At 67.2% G+C, this 18,891-nt stretch carries 19 protein-coding genes; 13 read left to right on the plus strand and 6 right to left on the minus strand.

Annotated features, from left to right (window positions below; genetic code table 11):
* Nucleotides 1-4: 4 nt before the first annotated feature.
* From tsaB to AB4Y94_RS11495, 6 genes are all read left to right on the plus strand, one after another.
* Nucleotides 5-646, plus strand: coding sequence for a tRNA (adenosine(37)-N6)-threonylcarbamoyltransferase complex dimerization subunit type 1 TsaB (gene tsaB, locus AB4Y94_RS11470; protein ID WP_441727949.1), 642 nt, complete (start codon nucleotides 5-7; stop codon nucleotides 644-646).
* The gene (rimI, locus tag AB4Y94_RS11475; protein ID WP_441727950.1) at nucleotides 646-1,140 is read left to right on the plus strand and encodes a ribosomal protein S18-alanine N-acetyltransferase; all 495 of its coding nucleotides are present in this window, start codon (nucleotides 646-648) and stop codon (nucleotides 1,138-1,140) included. Before tsaB ends, rimI begins: the two co-directional genes overlap by 1 nt.
* The gene (gene tsaD / locus AB4Y94_RS11480; protein ID WP_441727951.1) at nucleotides 1,137-2,216 is read left to right on the plus strand and encodes a tRNA (adenosine(37)-N6)-threonylcarbamoyltransferase complex transferase subunit TsaD; all 1,080 of its coding nucleotides are present in this window, start codon (nucleotides 1,137-1,139) and stop codon (nucleotides 2,214-2,216) included. The genes rimI and tsaD overlap by 4 nt, the downstream gene beginning before the upstream one ends.
* 36 nt (nucleotides 2,217-2,252) lie before the next feature.
* Nucleotides 2,253-2,582, plus strand: coding sequence for a DUF4190 domain-containing protein (locus AB4Y94_RS11485; RefSeq protein ID WP_441727952.1), 330 nt, complete (start codon nucleotides 2,253-2,255; stop codon nucleotides 2,580-2,582).
* 43 nt (nucleotides 2,583-2,625) lie between these two features.
* Complete coding sequence (locus tag AB4Y94_RS11490; protein WP_441727953.1) at nucleotides 2,626-3,312, plus strand: DUF4190 domain-containing protein; 687 nt, start codon at nucleotides 2,626-2,628, stop codon at nucleotides 3,310-3,312.
* A 104-nt stretch (nucleotides 3,313-3,416) separates the two neighbouring features.
* Nucleotides 3,417-3,836: a hypothetical protein gene (locus AB4Y94_RS11495; RefSeq protein ID WP_441727954.1), complete on the plus strand. Its 420-nt coding sequence runs from the start codon at nucleotides 3,417-3,419 to the stop codon at nucleotides 3,834-3,836.
* Nucleotides 3,837-3,890: 54 nt separating this feature from the next.
* On the opposite strand, the gene AB4Y94_RS11500 is transcribed toward AB4Y94_RS11495, so the two are convergent.
* Complete coding sequence (locus AB4Y94_RS11500; RefSeq protein WP_441727955.1) at nucleotides 3,891-5,102, minus strand: class I SAM-dependent methyltransferase; 1,212 nt, start codon at nucleotides 5,100-5,102, stop codon at nucleotides 3,891-3,893.
* 137 nt (nucleotides 5,103-5,239) lie between these two features.
* Here AB4Y94_RS11500 and groES point away from each other — a divergent pair, with 137 nt between their 5' ends.
* The 5 genes from groES (at nucleotide 5,240) to AB4Y94_RS11525 (ending at nucleotide 10,468) form a co-directional block, all read left to right on the plus strand.
* Entirely contained in the window at nucleotides 5,240-5,536 is a 297-nt protein-coding gene (gene groES, locus AB4Y94_RS11505; protein WP_066597535.1) for a co-chaperone GroES, read from the plus strand.
* A gap of 105 nt (nucleotides 5,537-5,641) precedes the next feature.
* Entirely contained in the window at nucleotides 5,642-6,595 is a 954-nt protein-coding gene (rarD, locus tag AB4Y94_RS11510) for an EamA family transporter RarD (protein ID WP_441727956.1), read from the plus strand.
* A gap of 123 nt (nucleotides 6,596-6,718) precedes the next feature.
* Nucleotides 6,719-7,450, plus strand: coding sequence for an ABC transporter substrate-binding protein (locus AB4Y94_RS11515; protein ID WP_441727957.1), 732 nt, complete (start codon nucleotides 6,719-6,721; stop codon nucleotides 7,448-7,450).
* A gap of 155 nt (nucleotides 7,451-7,605) precedes the next feature.
* Nucleotides 7,606-8,904 carry an ABC transporter substrate-binding protein gene (locus AB4Y94_RS11520; RefSeq protein WP_441727958.1) on the plus strand — a complete coding sequence of 433 codons (1,299 nt, stop codon included), beginning with the start codon at nucleotides 7,606-7,608 and terminating at the stop codon, nucleotides 8,902-8,904.
* 259 nt (nucleotides 8,905-9,163) lie between these two features.
* Nucleotides 9,164-10,468 (plus strand): ABC transporter substrate-binding protein, encoded by a 1,305-nt coding sequence (locus AB4Y94_RS11525; RefSeq protein WP_441727959.1) that lies wholly within the window; start codon nucleotides 9,164-9,166, stop codon nucleotides 10,466-10,468.
* Between the two features lie 217 nt (nucleotides 10,469-10,685).
* Here AB4Y94_RS11525 and AB4Y94_RS11530 read toward each other — a convergent pair whose 3' ends face one another.
* Genes AB4Y94_RS11530 through AB4Y94_RS11545 form a run of 4 tightly spaced genes read right to left on the minus strand, consistent with a single transcriptional unit; the run spans nucleotide 10,686 to nucleotide 14,614 of the window.
* Nucleotides 10,686-11,453: an ABC transporter ATP-binding protein gene (locus AB4Y94_RS11530; RefSeq protein WP_441727960.1), complete on the minus strand. Its 768-nt coding sequence runs from the start codon at nucleotides 11,451-11,453 to the stop codon at nucleotides 10,686-10,688.
* On the minus strand, nucleotides 11,440-12,360 hold the full coding sequence (locus AB4Y94_RS11535; RefSeq protein WP_441727961.1) for an ABC transporter ATP-binding protein: 921 nt from the start codon (nucleotides 12,358-12,360) through the stop codon (nucleotides 11,440-11,442). Before AB4Y94_RS11535 ends, AB4Y94_RS11530 begins: the two co-directional genes overlap by 14 nt.
* On the minus strand, nucleotides 12,350-13,330 hold the full coding sequence (locus tag AB4Y94_RS11540; protein ID WP_441727990.1) for a branched-chain amino acid ABC transporter permease: 981 nt from the start codon (nucleotides 13,328-13,330) through the stop codon (nucleotides 12,350-12,352). Before AB4Y94_RS11540 ends, AB4Y94_RS11535 begins: the two co-directional genes overlap by 11 nt.
* A gap of 15 nt (nucleotides 13,331-13,345) precedes the next feature.
* Nucleotides 13,346-14,614 carry a branched-chain amino acid ABC transporter permease gene (locus AB4Y94_RS11545; RefSeq protein WP_441727962.1) on the minus strand — a complete coding sequence of 423 codons (1,269 nt, stop codon included), beginning with the start codon at nucleotides 14,612-14,614 and terminating at the stop codon, nucleotides 13,346-13,348.
* A 279-nt stretch (nucleotides 14,615-14,893) separates the two neighbouring features.
* Between AB4Y94_RS11545 and guaB the strand changes: the two genes are divergently transcribed.
* Complete coding sequence (gene guaB / locus AB4Y94_RS11550; RefSeq protein WP_441727963.1) at nucleotides 14,894-16,396, plus strand: IMP dehydrogenase; 1,503 nt, start codon at nucleotides 14,894-14,896, stop codon at nucleotides 16,394-16,396.
* Nucleotides 16,397-16,423: 27 nt separating this feature from the next.
* On the opposite strand, the gene AB4Y94_RS11555 is transcribed toward guaB, so the two are convergent.
* Complete coding sequence (locus tag AB4Y94_RS11555; protein WP_441727964.1) at nucleotides 16,424-17,590, minus strand: MalY/PatB family protein; 1,167 nt, start codon at nucleotides 17,588-17,590, stop codon at nucleotides 16,424-16,426.
* A 189-nt stretch (nucleotides 17,591-17,779) separates the two neighbouring features.
* Here AB4Y94_RS11555 and AB4Y94_RS11560 point away from each other — a divergent pair, with 189 nt between their 5' ends.
* Complete coding sequence (locus AB4Y94_RS11560; RefSeq protein WP_441727991.1) at nucleotides 17,780-18,889, plus strand: GuaB3 family IMP dehydrogenase-related protein; 1,110 nt, start codon at nucleotides 17,780-17,782, stop codon at nucleotides 18,887-18,889.
* Nucleotides 18,890-18,891: the final 2 nt, after the last annotated feature.

Genomic DNA, 18,891 nt, shown 5'->3' on the forward strand with positions numbered 1-18,891 from the left:
AGCAGTGCTGCTCGCCATCGATACCTCCGCCGGAACCAGTGTCGCGGTCGTCGACCGCGACCGCGGAGTCATCGCCGAGCGCAGTGTCGCAGACACCATGCGCCACGCGGAGGTGATCGGCGAGTTGCTCACCGGATGCCTCAGCGAATCGGGAGTCGCCGTGGGCGAACTCTCCGGGATCGTCGCCGGCATGGGCCCCGGCCCGTTCACCGGGCTCAGGGTCGGAATCGCGGCGGCCCGGGTGTTCGCCCTCGGCGCCGGCACACCGCTGGTACCGGTGATCAGCCACGACGCCATCGGCTACGACTACTACCGCGGCGGCGGCACCGGCCCGCTGCTCGTGGTGACCGACGCCCGACGCCGCGAGGTCTACTGGTCCGCATACAGCGGAGCGGACGCCTCCGGCCTCCCGGTTCGGATCGACGGCCCGGGGCTCGCCAAGCCGGCCGAGCTGCTGGAACCCGGCTTCGCCCACCACACGCTGCCGCGCCTGGGAACCGGGATCGCGGCCGGCGTCTCCGCCGGCGCCCTCGGCATGGTCGCCGAGCTCACCTGGGCCTCCGGTGGCAGCTTCCCCGCCGACGAACCGCTCTACCTGCGCTCGCCCGACGTCACCCTCTCCGCCGGCCCGAAGCGGGTGAGCTGATGACCTGGGAGTTGCGCCGGGCCACGCCAGCGGATGTCGACGCGATCATGCTGCTGGAGACCAGCATCTTCGTCAACGACGCCTGGTCGACCGCGATGATGGCCAGGGACGTCGCCGACCCGTCCTGCTATTACCTGGTGGCGTTCCCGCCCGACGAACCCCAGCGCATCGTCGCCTACGCCGGCCTTCTGGCCCCACGCGGCGCGATCGAGGGCGACATCCAGACGATCGCCGTGCACCCGGAATCCCGCGGGCACGGCCTCGGCCGCACACTGGTGCAGACCCTGGTCGCCGAAGCGCGGAAGCGCGGCGCCCGGGAGGTGTTCCTCGAGGTGCGCGCGGACAATCCGGCAGCGCACGGACTGTACCGCAGCCTCGGCTTCGAAGACGTCGGGGTCCGCAAGGGCTACTACCAGCCGGACAACGTGGACGCGATCGTGATGCGACTCGAGATTCCGGCGCCGGCCGCGAAACTGGCGGAGGACAGGCCATGAACACCGTCACCCCGCTCGTGCTCGGCATCGAGACCTCCTGCGACGAGACCGGGATCGGCATCGTGCGCGGGAACACCCTGCTCTCCAACACCATCGCGTCGTCGATGGACGAGCATGCCCGCTACGGCGGTGTCGTGCCCGAGGTCGCGGCGCGCGCCCACCTCGAGGAGATGGTGCCGGCGATCCAGGCGGCCGTCGCCGAGGCAGGCATCCGTTTGCAGGATCTCGACGCGATCGCGGTGACCAACGGTCCCGGCCTCGCCGGCGCGCTGATGGTCGGCGTCGGCGCGGCGAAGGCGCTCGCCGTGGCACTGGGCAAGCCGGTGTACGCGGTGAACCACCTGGTCGGCCACGTCGGCGCCGACGTGTTGCGCAACACGCAGGCGGCGGGTGCACCGGCGGACACCGAGCCGCTGGAATACCCGACCATCGCGCTGCTGGTCTCCGGCGGCCACACGTCACTGCTGCTGGTGCGCGACCTGGTCTCCGACGTCGAACTGCTCGGCGAGACCATCGACGATGCGGCGGGGGAGGCGTTCGACAAGGTCGCCCGGGTGCTCGGCCTGCCATACCCCGGCGGCCCGCAGATCGACCGGGCCGCCGCCACCGGCGACGCAACGGCCATCCGCTTCCCCCGTGGGCTCAGCCTCCCCAAGGACATGGCGAAGCACCGCTACGACTTTTCGTTCTCCGGGCTGAAGACATCCGTCGCCCGCTGGGTGGAGCAGCGCCAGGACGCCGGCGAACAGGTTCCGGTCGGAGACGTGGCTGCGAGCTTCCGGGAAGCCGTCGTCGACGTTCTGCTCAGCAAGGCGCTTGCGGCGTGCGCCGACCTCGGTGTGCCCCGGCTGTTGCTCGGTGGTGGCGTGGTCGCCAATGCCCGGCTGCGCGAGGTGGCCAGGCAGCGAACGGATGCCGCCGGCATCGCGCTGCGGATCCCGCCACTCTCCCTGTGCACCGACAACGGCGCCATGATCGCGGCGCTCGGCGCCCAGTTGATCATGGCCGGGCATGGCCCGTCCACCCTCGCATTCGGGGCTGACTCGACACTGCCGGCGACCGATATTCAGTCATAGAGCGCGATGCAGGGCCAAGAGCGATATTCTGGCGGCATGACAGACCCTAACCTGCCGAACCACGCCCCCGCTCCCGCTTACCAGCCGTACGGCCAGCAGCCATACGGCCAGCAGGCCGGACCCGCCAAGTACAACGTTCTCGCCATCGTGTCACTGGTGTCGGCGTTCTTCATCTCCCTGGTGGCCATCATCACCGGGCACATCGCGCTGGGCCAGATCAAGAAGACCGGCGAGCAGGGCCGCGGCCTCGCCATCGCTGGGCTCGTGCTCGGCTACGTCGGATTCGTCGGAGGACTGGTTGTCGGAATCGTCATCATCGCGCTCATCGCGTCCAACCCCGACGCCTTCAACACCGTGAACTCCTGACGCCCGGCCCTCGCTTCGCCTGAGTGGAAAGGAACCAACTCCCATGAGTGATCCAACCAACCCCGACGTCCCCCGTAACCCTGACGGCCCAGACCAGCCTGTCGTGCCCGGTGTGCCGCCGGAAGTGCCCGACGTTCCACAGGCACCAGACGCGCCGGTGCCCGGCGTGCCGCTGGCACCCGAGGCACCAGGCGCCCCGCCGCCCCCGGAGGTCCCCGGTAACCCGGCCCGTACGGCCGGAGTCGACGAGGGCGGGGCAGTCCCACCGCCTCCCACCGGCGGAACGCCACCGCCACCGCCCCCGTTCGGCGCGCCGACCCCACCGCCCCCGCCGCCGTACGGGACGCCGGCGAACCAGCCCCCGCCCGCGTACGGGACACCGGGGACACCGCCGCCGGCGTACGGCGCCGCGGCGAACGCCCCCTACGGCGGCGCGCCGGCCTCCAAGCAGCCAGTGCTGAGCATCATTTCGCTGGTCGCCGGCATCATCGGCATCCTCGGGTTCCCCGTGGTGGCGTTCATTCCGATCATCGGCGGCATCCTCGGGCTCTTCATCCCAGCGGCTGCGGTCGTGCTCGGCTTCCTCGGCAAGCGGAAGGAGCCCGCGGCCAAGGGCTTCTGGCTGACCGGTCTCATCACGGGCTTCGTCGGCGTGCTGCTTGCGGTCATCAGCATCATCGTCTGGGGCATCATCCTCGCCAACATCGGTTCGTACTCCAGCACGTACTGATCCGCTTCCCGCACTGAGCCGCTCCGCTGGGCGGGCGCCGCAACCGACGGCGCTCATCCAGTGGAGCGAGCCAGCGCCTCTCACCACACCCGGAGGCCCAGCCTATGAACGGGCAGCAGCCTGAATCCTCGCCGCTGGCTGACGAGTTCGGCGTCGACCTCGTTCGTCGCCCGCGCCCCCCCGCCTCTGACGGGCAGCTTCCGTACGAGTCGACCGTCACCGCGCCGACGGTGTGGGTGCCGCATGTCTACACCGAGTCGGAGATGCGGGCGCTCGCCGAGCGGCGAGCGGTGTCGGCCACCGCCCTGGTGTTCGGACTCGTGGGTCTCGCCGCCGCCGTGTTCGGGGTCTGGGGCGCGCCGTTGTCGCTGATGGCGGTGGTCCTCGGGTTCGTCGGCCGGAACAAGGAACCGCTGGCCAGGGTGGTGTGGGGCTGGGCCATCGTGGCCGGCGTCGTGGGGCTGCTGATCACCGTCGGATGGATGATCTACAGCATTCAGGTGGCGCCGGGCCTCGGCCTGTGAAACGCGGGTTGGTTCATCGCGGTTCGTAACCTGCCGGGGAGAGCTCCCGGGCGATCAGGGTGCCCGGGTGGCCGGCACGTCGACCCGCTCAACGAGCAGCGTCGTGCGGCGCCCGGACACGCGGGTGAGGATGATCGTCGCCGACTCCGGACCCTTCGGTTTCAGGCGCACCCGCAGTGCGGCCGGGTCAACATCGACGCCACGTTTCTTGATCTCCAGGGTGCCGATCCTGCGTTCCTGCAGCGCCTGGCGAAGCTTGCGCTCCTCCGCGGGCAGCTCGTCGAGCACCCGGAACGTCGTGGCGAACGGGGTGGCGGCGCGGGTCGATGAGCTGATGTATGCGATGCCCTCGCTCAGCATTCCCGCGCCCATCGACCGGGCGAGGTCCCCGATCAGGCGGGCACGGATGACGGCGCCGTCGGGTTCGTGGAGGTACTCGCCGAGCCCAGCCACCGGAACGTCCTCGCTGTCCGCCGCGGCGGTCAGCTCGTGCATGCCGTCAGCGGCGACCAGGAGCGCCGCACGCCGCACGCCCACGCGGGCGAGCGGCCCGAACCACAGCGCCATCTCGACCAGGGTCCCGTCGACGGAGACCCACTGGGCTTCCGCCTCCGCCGGGATCTGGTCCCGGTCGTGGCCGGGGCCCAGCTTGATGCCGGTGGGCATCCGCTGCCCGAGGCCGAACGCGAAATCGAGGGACGGGGAGTAGTCGTCGGGGTTGGCCAGCCGGGAGGTGTTGGTGTGGCCGGCGGTGCGGCGGGCCGGGTCGAGCCAGGCTCCGTCGAAGCCGGAGAGGTCGACGCCCTCGGCGTCGGAGTGCACGACGGATGCTGACGCGAACGGGGCCAGGTTGTAGCTGGCCACGGCGGCCGTCACCTCGTCGGCGTCGACGGCCGTCACCCGCAGTTCCATCGCGGCCATGGCCATCGCGTCGCCGCCGATGCCGCAGCCCAGGTCCACGACGTTCGTGAGGCCCGCCCCGGAGAACCGGCCGGCGTGCAACGCTGCGACCCGGAGCCGGGTCGCCTGCTCGAGGCCGGCCTCGGTGAACAGCATCCGGCTGGCGAACTCCCCGAACTTGGTCTCGGCCTTGGCACGCAATTTGGACTGGGAGAGGACCGCGGAGACCAGGCCCGGGGCGTGGCCGGCCTTGCGCAGGTCGCTGACCGTACGCACCACATCCGCGGCCGACCGGTACGGCGGCAGGGAGTCGAGCAGCCGGAGCCCTTCGGGTGACAAGAGTTCGACGAGCTCGGAGCGGTCCATTCCGTCACGGTAGCACCGTTGCCTGGCGCCGCTGGTCTGGCACTCACGTTGCGTGAGTGCCAGATGGGGCCTAAACTCGATTTAGCACTCTCGACGTGAGTCTGCTAACCAAGTCTTAGCCAAGAAAGAGGTCAAACGTGTCGGTCTCCATCAAGCCGCTCGAGGATCGCATCGTTATCAAGCAGGTCGACGCGGAGCAGACCACTGCTTCGGGTCTGGTCATTCCTGACACTGCCAAGGAGAAGCCCCAGGAGGGTGAAGTCGTCGCTGTCGGCCCCGGCCGCATTGACGACAACGGGAACCGCATTCCGCTCGACGTCGCCGTCGGCGACAAGGTGATCTACTCCAAGTACGGCGGAACCGAGGTCAAGTTCGGTGGCGAGGACCTTCTCGTCCTCTCGGCTCGCGACGTGCTCGCCGTCGTCGTTCGCTAACTCGAACACAGCGTTTCACCCGAATCCCGGATGGCCACGGCCATCCGGGATTCGTGCGTTCCGGGGTGGATTCATGGGTTCGGCGAAGGCCATACGATGGAACCCATGCCAACCGATCCCGCGCCCGTCAGCGTGTCACGACCGGAGCGGAGCGAGCACAGCACCGGCCTGATCTACGCCGTCCTCGCCTACGGGCTGTGGGGCCTCCTGCCGCTGTACTTCCTGCTGCTGCTCCCGACCGGCGCGTTCGAGGTCGTGGCCTGGCGCGTGCTGTTCTCACTCGTCTTCTGCGCCCTCCTGATCACGGTGACCCGACGATGGCGCGCCATTATCGCGGTGCTGCGGAAACCGCGCGTGGTCCTGACCATGGGCCTGGCCGGCCTGCTCATCTACGTGAACTGGCAGACCTACGTGGTGGCGGCGCTGGACGGGCATGTCGTCGAAGCCGCGCTCGGCTACTTCATCAACCCCATCGTCACCGTGTTCCTGGGGGTGCTCGTGCTGCATGAGCGACTGCGCACCATCCAGTGGGTGGCCGTCGGCATCGCGATCGTCGCCGTCGTGGTGCTCACCGTCGGGTACGGTGCGCTGCCGTGGATCTCCCTCATGCTCGCCTTCTCCTTCGGGCTCTATGGGCTGCTGAAGAAGCGGGTCGGCAACGACGTGGACGCCGTCACCGGACTCACCCTCGAGACAGCGTGGCTCACCCCGATCGCCATCGTGCAGCTGATCGTTGTCGGCGGGGTCTCCGGCCTCACGTTCGGCAGCGTGTCGCCGTGGCACACCGTCCTCCTGCTGTCGACGGGCGTCGTCACGGCCGTGCCGCTCCTCTTCTTCGCCTCCGCCGCCCGTCGGCTGCCGCTCACACTCATCGGGCTCATCCAGTTCTTCGCGCCGGTGCTGCAGTTCCTGGTCGGCGTATTCGTCCTGCACGAGGACATGCCACCCGAACGCTGGGCCGGGTTCGGGCTGGTCTGGGTGGCGCTGATCATCCTCACCGTCGATATGATCGCCTCGGGTCGTGCGCCTCGGCGTGCATCCCTCGAACCTGCCGCCTGACCTCCCTTCCCTCCTCGCCCCTCGCCGAGAACGCACTTGTTGGGCTTATAAGCGAGGAATAAGCCCAACAAGTGCGTTTTCGCGGACGAAGCTCGTCACGGAAATGCGAAAGGACAGCAACGGATGCTTCGCATTACGCTCAGCGTGATCCTCTTCGTCGGCGCCGTGGTCGGATTGGCGGCCTGCACCGGCGACCCCACGCCGAGCGCCACACCGAAGGAGCAGGCGAGCGAATCGCCCGCGGTAGTGGCGTCCGGCGACGGGGTGCTCCGGATCGGCACGTTGTTCCCGATGAGCGGTGACGCGGCAGCGTCAGGAGCCGCCCAGGTTGCCGGGACGGAGCTGGCGGCACGGGAGATCGCCGAGCTGGTGGGATCCGGACTGCCCATCGAACTGGTGCACCGAGACTCGGCCGGCGACGTCACCGTCGCCCTGGCCGATTTCCTCGCCCGCGGCGTCGACGTGGTGCTCTGGGACGCCGGAAGCGTTCCGCCGACGGATGTCGCGGCATCCGTCGCCTCGACGCCGGCAGTCCTGCTCTCACTCGCGGACCTGGCCAACGGCGGCACTCCGGTTGCGCCGGGCGAGGCGTTCGGCGCGCGGCTGCTGACGGCCGACCCCGGGTTGGCTGACACGGCCGGGGGTGCCGAGGGCTACGACGGCGTCGTGGTCACGGCGCTGGCCGCCCGGGCGGCGGGCGACGACGGCGGTGCCTCGGTCGCGGCGGGCTGGAAGGCGGTCACCACCGGGACGTCACCGTGCTCGTCCTGGGGCGAGTGCCTGGCCGCCCTCGACGGTGGCCGGAATATCAGTTACGCGGGCGCATCCGGCACTTTGGCGGCCTTTTTTGCGTGATTTCGTGACAATTGGTCACGAAGCGTAACGATTTGGGTCGGTTTACACGCTTGTAACGCGTTCGCCTTGTATCGCGTGGTTCCTGTGAATACTGTGACAACACGGCAGTCATTCGACTGCCGTGTTCTATACCCATCCCTAGTCCAAGGAGCAACATGAGCGTATTCGCGAAGGCCACGGCCTCCCGCTCAGTTCGGGCAGTAATCACAGGCGTCGCCATGGTCGGCGTCAGCGCCCTTCTTCTCACCGGATGCAGCGCCGGCGGAGCGACAGCAGAGGCAGAATCCGATAAGCCGGCCGCCACCGATGGCGCGCAGGCGATCAAAAAGGGTGACCGAGACCTCTCGCTCAAGATCGGCACGATTCTCCCGCAGAGTGGCGGGCTCGCATTCCTCGGCCCGCCCGAGGAGGCCGGCGTGAAGCTCGCCGTGCAGGACATCAACGACGCGAACCTCGGCATCAACGTCGAAGCCGTTCTTCGCGACTCTGGTGACACCACGACCGACACCGCCACCGTTTCCGTGACCGACCTGCTCTCGCAGAAGGTGTCGGCAATTGTCGGTGCCGCTTCCTCAGGCGTGTCGAAGACCGTGATCGACCAGATCACCGGCGCCGGGGTCGTGCAGTTCTCGCCGGCCAACACGTCGGCCGACTTCACCAAGTACGCGGACAAGGGTCTCTACTGGCGCACAGCGCCGTCCGACGTGCTGCAGGGCGAGGTCCTCGGCAACCAGATCGCCGAGGACGGCAACTCCACCCTCGGCATGATCGTGCTGAACGACTCGTACGGCACCGGCCTGGCCGAATCGGTCAAGAAGGCGTTCGAGGGTGCAGGCGGCAAGGTCGTCGCGGAGCCGCTGTTCAACGAGGGTGACTCAAACTTCGCCGCCCAGATCTCCGAAGTGACCGCCGCCAACCCGGATGCGATCGCCCTGATCACGTTCGACCAGGCCAAGGTCATCACACCGGCCCTGGTCGGCTCGGGTTACCCGGGCGGACAGCTCTACTTCGTCGACGGAAACCTGTCCGACTACAGCGCCGACTTCGCTCCCGGGCTCCTCACGGGCTCGAAGGGCACGCTTCCCGGACTCGACGTCGGAACGCTCGGTGACTTCACCAAGCGACTGCTTGAGATCGACCCGGATCTGAAGGACTACAGCTACGCGGCTGAGTCGTACGACGCCGTGATCCTGGTCGCACTGGCCGCATACGCCGGTAATGACGTCAAGGGAACCTCCATTGCCAGCTACCTCCAACAGGTTTCCGGAGGCACCGGCAAGGGCACCAAGGTGACCGACTTCAAGAGCGCCGCTGCGGCGCTCAAGAAGGGTGAGCAGATCGACTACGACGGCTACTCCGGCCCGATCACGTTCGACAAGAACGGCGACCCGACCGAAGCAACCATCGGCGTCTACCAGTTCGGTGCGGACAACAAGTACACCCGCATCAACTAGCAGCAGTTCCAACCGATGCGGTGTCGGCGGCGCCTGGGGAGGCCCGCCGGCACCGCACCCTCGGCCCCACGAGCGCAATGAGCGCCAAATGGCCGCTAACTGGGCGATTACGCCCATCCGGCGACACATCGTAACGATTTGGGTCGGTTTTAGCGGGTTCCCGCACAATCTTCTTGTAAACGCGACTGCTGAGTGAATACTGTGACAGGACGATGGTCATTCGACTGTCGTATCTCTCACCCTCGTCACAAGGAGCACCATGAGCGTCTACGCGAAGGCCTCGACCTCCCGCTCGGTCCGGGCAGTGATCACTGGTGTCGCCATGATCGGCGTCAGCGCACTTCTCCTCACCGGCTGCAGCACCGGCGGGTCCACCCCCTCCGGTGGGAAATCTGAGACGCCGGCGGCGGCCGGCGACGCAAAGCCGGTCAAGTCTGGTGACCGCGACCTCACCTTGAAGATCGGCAACCTCATCCCGCAGAGCGGTACGCTGGCGTTCCTCGGCCCGCCCCAGGTTGCCGGCACCACGCTGGCCACCCAGGACATCAACGCGGCGAACTTGGGGATCAAGGTCGAGACCATTGTTCGCGACGAAGGTGACACCACAACGGATGTCGCCACGGTGTCTGTCACCGACCTGCTGTCGCAGAATGTTTCGGCGATCGTCGGTGCGGCGTCGTCTGCCGTGTCCCGGACAGTGATCGACCAGATCACCGGCGCCGGCGTGGTGCAGATGTCGCCCTCCAACACCGGCCTCGACTTCACGACCTACCCTGACAAGGGCTTGTACTGGCGCACCGCGCCCTCCGACCTGCTTCAGGGCGAGGTGCTCGGCAACCTGATCGCCGAGGACGGCAACAGCACGCTCGGCCTGATCGTGCTCAACGACGCATACGGTACCGGCCTCGCTGAGGCAACCACCAAAGCGTTCGAGAGCGCAAAGGGCAAGGTGGTCGCCACCTCGCTGTTCAACACGGGTGACTCCAACTTCGCCACCCAGATCGCCGATGTGACCGCAGCCAATCCAGACGCCATCGCGGTGATCTCGTTCGACCAGAGCAAGATCATCATTCCGCAGCTGGTGGGCACCGGGTTCGCCGGCGACAAGTTGTACTTCGTTGACGGGAACCTGGTCGACTACAGCAAGGACTTCGCCCCGGGCCTCATCGCCGGCTCGAAAGGCACCAAGCCCGGGCTGGACCTCAGCAAGCTGGGGGACTTCACCGACCGGCTCAAGAAGATCGACCCGTCGCTGACCGACTTCACCTATGCCGCGGAGTCGTATGACGCCGTCGTCCTGATCGCGCTCGCTGCGTACGCGGCGAACGACGTCAAGGGCCAGTCGATCGCCGACTACCTCAGGCAGGTCTCCGGCGGCACTGGAGACGGTGCGAAGGCCACCGACTTCAAGAGCGCTGCCACCGCGCTCAAGGCCGGCAAGCAGACCAACTACGACGGCTTCTCCGGGCCGATCACGTTCGACAAGAACGGTGACCCGACCGAGGCGAGCATCGGAATCTACCAGTACGGGGCGGACAACCTGCCCACCAAGCGCCTGAACTAGGTTCGGCGCCACCAGGGAGGGCCCCGGCTTCGGCCGGGGCGCTCCCTCGCTGGCTGCCGGGGTGGTTCCCGCGCCCCCCGTTCCCTCGTTCCCCCGTTCCCCTCCGCGACGGGTTCCGGGGTGGGGACCTCCGTCCCGGGACCGAGCGGCGCCGGCCGCGCAATCGGCGGCATCCGCTCGCTCATGCAACGGATGCCGCCGGTGGCGGTGGTTGAGGCTAGTCCTGGCCCAACGTGCCCAGGTAGAGGCCGATCACCTTGGGGTCGTTCAGCAGCTCACGGCCGGTGCCGGTGTACGCGTCACGGCCCTGGTCGAGCACGTAGCCACGGTCGCAGATCTGCAGGCAGCGCCTGGCGTTCTGCTCCACCATGATCGTCGTCACGCCGGCCTTGTTGATCTCCTTGACCCGCAGGAAGGCTTCGTCCTGCCGGACCGGCGAGAGCCCGGCAGAGGGCTCATCCAGGAGCAGCACGTGCGGTCCCATCATGAGCGCCCGCGACATCGCCACCATCTGTCGTTCACCGCCGGAGAGCGATCCCGCACGCTGGCCGAGGCGCTTCTTCAGCTCGGGGAAGATCTCGGTGACGAACTCGAGTCGCTCGGCCAGTCCCTTTGGCCTCTGGAAGATCCCCATCTCGAGGTTCTCCTGGATGGTGAGCGTCGGGAACACGTTCTCCGTCTGCGGTACGAAGCCCACTCCCTGGGCGACGAGCTTGTTCGCCTTGAGGTTGGTGATGTCGTCCCCGCGCAGGAGGATCTCGCCGTCCCGCACCTTGACGAGACCGAAGATCGCCTTGAGAAGCGTCGACTTTCCCGCGCCGTTCGGACCGATGATGCCGATCAACTCGCCGTCGTAGGCGGTGAGCGAGCAGGAGTTCAGGATGTTCACGCCCGGCAGGTAGCCGGCCGTCACCGACTTGACCTCGACGACCGGCGTGCCGGTGGGGGACGCCACGGGCTCGACCAGGGGGCTAGTGTTCGTCATCGAGCAACTCCTTCAGGGCTTCAACGCGTACGTCGGCATCCGGGTCCAGGCCGAGGTCCTCGTCGTGGTGGGAACCCAGGTACGCGTCGATCACCGCCGGGTTCTGCATCACGGTGTGCGGGTCGCCTTCGGCGACCACCTTGCCCTCGGCCATCACGACGACCCAGTCTGCGATGTGGCGCACCATATGCATGTCGTGTTCGACGAACAACACCGTCATGCCCTCCGCCTTCAAGTTCAGGATGTGATCGAGCAGCGACTGGGTGAGGGCCGGGTTGACGCCGGCCATCGGTTCGTCGAGCATGACCAGGGTCGGGTCGCTCATGAGCGCCCGTGCCATCTCGAGGAGCTTGCGCTGGCCTCCGGAGAGGCTGGCAGCGTAGTCATCCTTCTTGGCGTCGAGCTTGAAGCGGGTGAGGAGCTCGATCGCCTTGGCCTCGTTGTCGTTCTCCTGCTTCCGCCAGAAGAACGGAAGGATCGCCCGGAACAGGTTCTCGCCGTCCTGGCCTTTCGCCCCGAGCTTCATGTTGTCCATGACACTGAGGAGCCCCAGGGACTTGGTCAGCTGGAAGGTGCGGATCTGGCCCATGCGCGCGACCTTGAACGCCGGCATGCCCGCGAGAGAGCGCCCTTCGAAGGTCCAGGAGCCCGTGTCGGGCTTGTCGAAGCCGGTGAGCAGGTTGAACAGCGTCGTCTTGCCCGCTCCGTTCGGCCCGATCAGGGCGGTGATCGCGCCGCGCGGGATCTCCAGGTGATCGACGTCGACGGCGGTCAGGCCGCCGAAGGTGCGGCGAACCTTGTCGGCGACGAGAATCGGGTCATGCTTGGCGCACCCGGGTTCCGCCGCGCCGATGTGCAGGCCGGTGGTCTTGACCGGCTTCTGGGTGGGAACTGCGTTACTTGACAAAGGCCAACTCCTTCTTGTTTCCGAAGATGCCTTGCGGTCTGAAAATCACGATCAGCATGATCGCCACGCCAACCAGGATGAACCGCAGCTGGCCGGCTTGAACGCTCGACATGAACGGCAGCCAGCCGGCCTCGACCGCGCGGGCGATGAAACCGGAGAAGAACGACAGCAGCACCCAGAAGATCATCGACCCGATGACCGGGCCCAGGATCGTGGCTGCGCCGCCGAGCAGCAGGATCGCGTAGATGAAGAATGTGAGCGAGGTCTGGTAGTTGGAGGGGACTACCGCGCGGGGGAGCGCGAAGATCATGCCGGCCAGGGTGCCGAAGACGCCGCCGAGAACCAACGACTGCATCTTGTAGGCGTAGACATTCTTGCCGAGAGCCCGCACGGCGTCCTCGTCCTCACGGATTCCCTTGATCACGCGACCCCAGGGGCTCCGCATGATCTGCCAGGTGAACAGGCACGCCAGGATGACGACGGTCCAGGCAACGATGCGCAGCCACCAGTCGTACGCGTTGTACTCGAACGGACCGAAGCCGTACGTGCCGTCCGGGATCGGGTTCAGCGCCGCGAACCCGGTCTTGTAGCCGCTCAGGCCGTTGGCCGAACCGGTCACGGAGACGAACGTATTGGTCGTGAACAGCAGCCGCACGATCTCGGCCGCGGCGATCGTCACGATGGCCAGGTAATCCGCCCGCAGGCGCAGGGTGGGAATGCCGAGAACCAGCGCGAAGACGACTGACGCCCCGATGCCGACCAGCACCGCCCCCCACACCGGGAACCCGAAGGTGAGGATGGAGATGGCGTACCCATACGCGCCCAGCGCCATGAAGCCAGCCTGGCCGAAGTTCAACAAGCCGGTGTAGCCGAAGTGGATCGCGAGACCCAATGCGGCCAGGGCGTATGCGGCAGTGGTCGGGCTGATCAGCTCGACGGCTGCGTTGCTAAAGATTGCTCCCCAGTCGATCATCGATTCGCCCCTCTAGCCAATTCTCTCTTTGCGACCGAGGATTCCCTGCGGCCGGAACAGCAGGACCACGATCAACACGATCAGCGCACCGACGTACTTCAGGTCGGAGGGCAGCACGAGCGTCGACAGTTCGACGAACAAGCCGACGATGATCGACCCGAGCAGCGCCCCGAACGCCGTGCCCAGCCCGCCGAGCACGACCGCGGCGAAGACCAGCAACAAGATCTGGAAGCCCATATCCCAGCTCACGCCCGGCCGGAAGTACGCCCACAGCACGCCGGAGAGGCCCGCGAGGGCAGCGCCAAGCACCCACACGATGCGGATGACCCGGTCGACGTCGATTCCGCTCGCCGACGCCAGGCTCGGGTTGTCAGACACAGCTCGGGTCGCCTTGCCGATGCGCGTTCGCAGCAGGAAATACGCCACCGCCAACAGCACGACAACGCTGATCCCCATGCTTGCGAGGTCGATCGGCGAGAGCCTGACCGGTCCCAGGTGCAGGTCGGCGAGCCCGGATCCCGGGAGCTGCTCCGTTTGGCCCCCGTAGAAGAACTGGAAGAGGTAACGCAGCGACAGGGACAGCCCGATGCTCACGATCATGAGCGGGATGACGCCCACGCGTTTCCGCCGCAGCGGCTTCCAGATGACGGCATCCAGGCTCCAACCGAGGGCGCCACTCAACACGATGGCGATGATGATCGCGAGCCACACCGGAAGTCCGAAGGTGACCGCGAATGTAAGGGTCATCAGCGCACCGAACGTGATCATCTCGGCGTGGGCGAAGTTGCTGAGCCCGGTCGTGCCGTAGATGAGGGAGAGGCCGATGGCGGCCAGAGCCAGCAGAAGGCCGAAATTCAGGCCGTTCACGAACCGGTTGAGGAACTGGTCGAAGAAGCTGACCGTGGTGCGCTCGCCCTCGCCGAGGAAGAAATTCACCGACTTGACCTTGGTGAGTCCGAACTCGGCCGTGATGACATTACCGCCTTTGGCCACGATGACGCCCTTGGGGAGGGTGTCCTCGTCGAGGGTCACCGTGTACTTGGCCTTCTCCGGCACGCCGGCCTTCCACTTGCCGTCGGCGCCGGTCTTCACCTCTTCGCTGATGCCGCCACCCTTGACCGTGATCAGCACGCCTTCCAACGGCTTGCCATCGAACTGCACGTTGCCGGCCAGGACGTAGTCGTACTTGTCCGTGCCCACTTCGTCTGCATGAGCCGGGCCCGCGCCGAACGTGGACATGGTGAGCGCTGCGAACAGCAGACCGAAAAAGATCACCAGCATCCGTGGTGAAAACCTGCGGGTCGTATCAGCGGAATTCACTGCACCTCCATGACGGTGCCAGCTAGGCCTGGACCGAGAGCCTCGGGTCCGACCTGCCAACCTCCTTGTTGGACACTACGTGCCGATTATGTCGCAAATGTTTCAGGACTGTGCACCGGCGCCCGGTGATTGTGAACCGGGAATGGATCCGGCGCAATCTCGCTTAACATGGAATGACCGGCCTGGTCCCATGGATCCCCGGACATCTTCCTACCAATCATGCGCATGCAAAGGGGACACATGGATCAGCCAGATCCGTTCGGATTCACCGGGCTCACCTACGACGACGTGCTTCTCCTGCCGGGGCACACGGATGTCATCCCGAGCGAGGCGGAGACGACGTCCCGCCTGACCAGGCGAATCAACGTGGCCACCCCTTTGCTCTCCAGTGCGATGGACACCGTCACCGAAACCCGGATGGCCATCGCCATGGCCCGAGAGGGCGGGCTCGGGGTGCTGCACCGCAATCTCTCCATCGCCGACCAGTCCGAGCAGGTCGACCTCGTCAAACGCAGCGAAGCCGGCATGATTACCAATCCGGTAACGACTTCGCCCGAGGCCACGGTCGGCGAGGTTGACGCCCTCTGCCGGCAGTTCCGGGTCAGCGGGCTCCCGGTCATCGACTCCGACGGCATCCTGGTCGGAATCATCACCAACCGGGACATGCGGTTCGTGTCGGAGACCGACAAGCACACCATGCGGGTGCGCGAAGTGATGACCAAGGCGCCGCTGATCACCGGCAAGGTCGGGATGAAGCCGCAGGACGCGGTCGCCATCTTCGCCAGCCACAAGATCGAGAAGCTTCCCCTCGTCGACGAGGCCGGACGGCTCACCGGATTGATCACGGTCAAGGACTTCGACAAGAGCTCCGAGTACCCGAATGCGACCAAGGACGACGGCGGCCGGCTTCGAGTCGGCGCCGCCATCGGCTTCTTCGGTGACGCCTGGCAGCGTGCCACCTCACTGCTTGACGCCGGGGTGGACGTGCTCGTTGTCGACACGGCCAACGGCGACAGCGCGGGCGTGCTCGAGATCATCCGTCGCCTGAAGAAGGACCCGGCGTTCGCCGGCGTGGACGTGATCGGCGGCAACGTCGCGACCAGGTCTGGCGCCCAGGCACTGATCGCTGCGGGCGCTGACGCCATCAAGGTGGGCGTCGGCCCGGGTTCCATCTGCACCACCCGCATCGTCGCCGGCGTCGGCGTGCCCCAGATCACCGCCGTCTACGAGGCGTCCCTGGCCGCGCGTGAGGCCGGAGTCCCGGTCATCGCCGACGGCGGGCTGCAGTATTCCGGCGACATCGCGAAGGCCCTCGTCGCCGGCGCCGACACCGTCATGCTCGGCTCGCTCCTGGCCGGCACCGACGAAAGCCCGGGGGAGCTCGTCTTCGTCAACGGCAAGCAGTTCAAGGCCTACCGCGGCATGGGGTCGCTCGGTGCACTGCAGACACGCGGGTCGAAGACGTCGTACTCGAAGGACCGTTACTTCCAGTCGGATGTCCCCAGTGACGACAAGCTGATCCCCGAGGGCATCGAGGGCCAGGTCCCGTATCGCGGACCGGTGTCCGCGGTGGCGTACCAGCTGATCGGCGGCCTGCGGCAGTCGATGTTCTACGTGGGCGCGCGCACCATCGCCGAGCTCAAGCAGAAGGGCAAGTTCGTGCGGATCACCCCCGCCGGGCTCAAGGAGTCGCATCCGCACGACGTGCAGATCGTGGTCGAGGCGCCCAACTACCGTCGCTGACCCGCCGGCAGCGGATGCCCGTGTCGGCTACGCGGTGGACGCTGCGGCGAGCCTCGACACGGCCTCCGCGAGCACGTCGGGGGAGCATCCGAAATTGAGCCGGGCGAAGCCGCGGCCGGGGCTGCCGAAGTCGAGCCCGTTGATCAGCGCCACCTTAGCCCGGCCCAGCGCGACCTGGGCGGGATCGTCGCCCCAGCCGAGACCGCGGAAATCGAGCCAGGCCAGGTAACTTGCCCGCGGCTGCTCGTACCGCGCGCCCGGCAACTGCGCGTCGAGAAGCTCGGCGAGCAGGGCGCGGTTAGACTCCAGGGCGGCCAGCTCGTCATCCAACCACGGCACGCCTTCGGTGAAGGCGGCGATGTTGGCGACCAGGCCGAGCTGGCTGGTACGCGTGGTGACCTCTTCCGGCATCCCCGCGACCAACTGTCGCATCCGCTCTGACGCCGTCACCATGACGGCGCACTTGAGCCCGGCCAGGTTCCAGGCCTTGCTCGCAGACGTGACTGCGACCCCGTGCTCGGCCGCCTCCGCCGACACCGAGAGGAACGGGATGAACGTGCCGTCGTGGTGCGTGAGCGGGGCGTGCACCTCGTCGCTGATCACGGTGACGTCATACTGGGCGGCCAGGTCTGCCACGGCGATCAGGTCTTCGACGGTCTGCGGATGTCCGAGCGGGTTGTGGGGGTTGCAGAGCAGGAGGGCACGCGCCCCCGCCACGAAAGCACGCTCGATCCCATCGAGGTCCAGGGCCCATCCCGAGTCGCCGCGCGCGTCGCCGTACCCGGCGGGGTGCAGCATCGGGACCTCGACGATGACCCCTCCGCCTTCCGGGACCAGGTCGAAGAACGGCGGGTAGACCGGTGGAGTGATGACGACCCTGTCGCCAGGGTTGATCGCCCGCCGAAACGTTTCGACGATGCCGACGCTGACATCCGTTGTGCTGGCGACCTGCTGAGGGTCCACCCGCCAGCCCCAACGCGCCTCGGCGAAGGCAGAGAAGGCCGCGCCCAAGCCGTTCTCCGGCGCGATATAGCCGGTGTCGGAGCGGTCGATGGCGGCGTGGAGCGCCCGGGCGATCGGTTCGGCGAGCGGGAAGTCGGTCTCCGCGACGAACATCGGCAGCACATCGTCGGGGTAGCTGCGCCATTTCGCGCTGGTGCGGGTGCGGAGGAGGGTCAGGGGATCGGCATCCATGGTCTCATCGTGCCCTCTTCTTCCCCTCTTGTCCCGCTTTTCGTGCCACTCTCCTCGCCGAACCTGCAGTTGTTGGGTTTATGCGGGCGGGATAACCCCAACGACTGCGGGTTCGCGGGGCGGGGACGCGGGGCGGGGAGCGGGTCGGGAGGGCCCGTGGCGGGCTGCACCTAGACTGGGGGCGTGAGTATGGAGATAGAGATCGGGCGCTCCAAGCGAGCTCGCCGTGTGTACGCCTTTGACGACATCGCAATCGTGCCGAGCCGGCGCACCAGGGACCCGGAAGACGTGTCGGTGTCCTGGGCGATCGACGCGTACCAGTTCTCCATCCCGTTCCTCGCCGCGCCGATGGACTCCGTCGTCTCACCGACGACCGCGATCATGATGGGCCAGCTCGGCGGCCTCGGGGTGCTCAACCTCGAGGGGCTCTGGACCCGCTACGAGAACCCCGAACCGCTCCTGGCCGAGGTCCGCAGCCTGCCCGCCGACAAAGTCACTGCCCGCATGCAGGAGATGTACGCCGCACCGATCCAGCCTGAGCTGGTCACCGCGCGGCTGGCCGAGATCCGGGCCGCCGGCGTCACGGTCGCCGGAGCTCTCTCCCCGCAACGCACGCAGGAACTCTACGAGACCGTTGTCGCCGCCGGGGTCGACCTCTTCGTGATCCGCGGCACCACGGTGTCGGCCGAGCACGTGTCCAAGAACCAGGCCCCGCTCAACCTCAAGAAGTTCATCTACGAACTCGACGTCCCCGTCATCGTGGGCGGCGCCGCCACCTACACCGCGGCCCTGCACCTCATGCGCACCGGTGCGGCCGGTGTCCTCGTCGGTTTCGGTGGGGGAGCCGCCTCCACCACGCGGGCGACCCTCGGCATCCACGCTCCAATGGCCACGGCGGTAGCGGATGTCGCCGGCGCACGTCGCGATTACATGGACGAGTCCGGTGGGCGCTACGTCCACGTCATCGCCGACGGTGGACTGGGCAGCTCCGGCGACATCGTCAAGGCCATCGCCTGCGGCGCCGACGCTGTCATGCTCGGCACCACCCTGGCCCGCGCCACCGATGCGCCCGGCGGCGGCTTCCACTGGGGCGCCGAAGCGCACCACCCGCAACTGCCGCGCGGCAAGCGGGTGGAAGTGGGAACGATCGCACCGCTCGAGGAGATCCTCTACGGACCGGCCCCGGTCGCCGACGGCACCGCGAACCTGGTCGGCGCCCTCCGCCGGTCAATGGCGACAACCGGGTACTCAGACATCAAGGAATTCCAGCGGGTCGAAGTGGTTGTCGCACCGTACTGAAC

The organism is Glaciibacter sp. 2TAF33, assembly GCF_052114945.1.
Lineage (GTDB): Bacteria > Actinomycetota > Actinomycetes > Actinomycetales > Microbacteriaceae > Cryobacterium.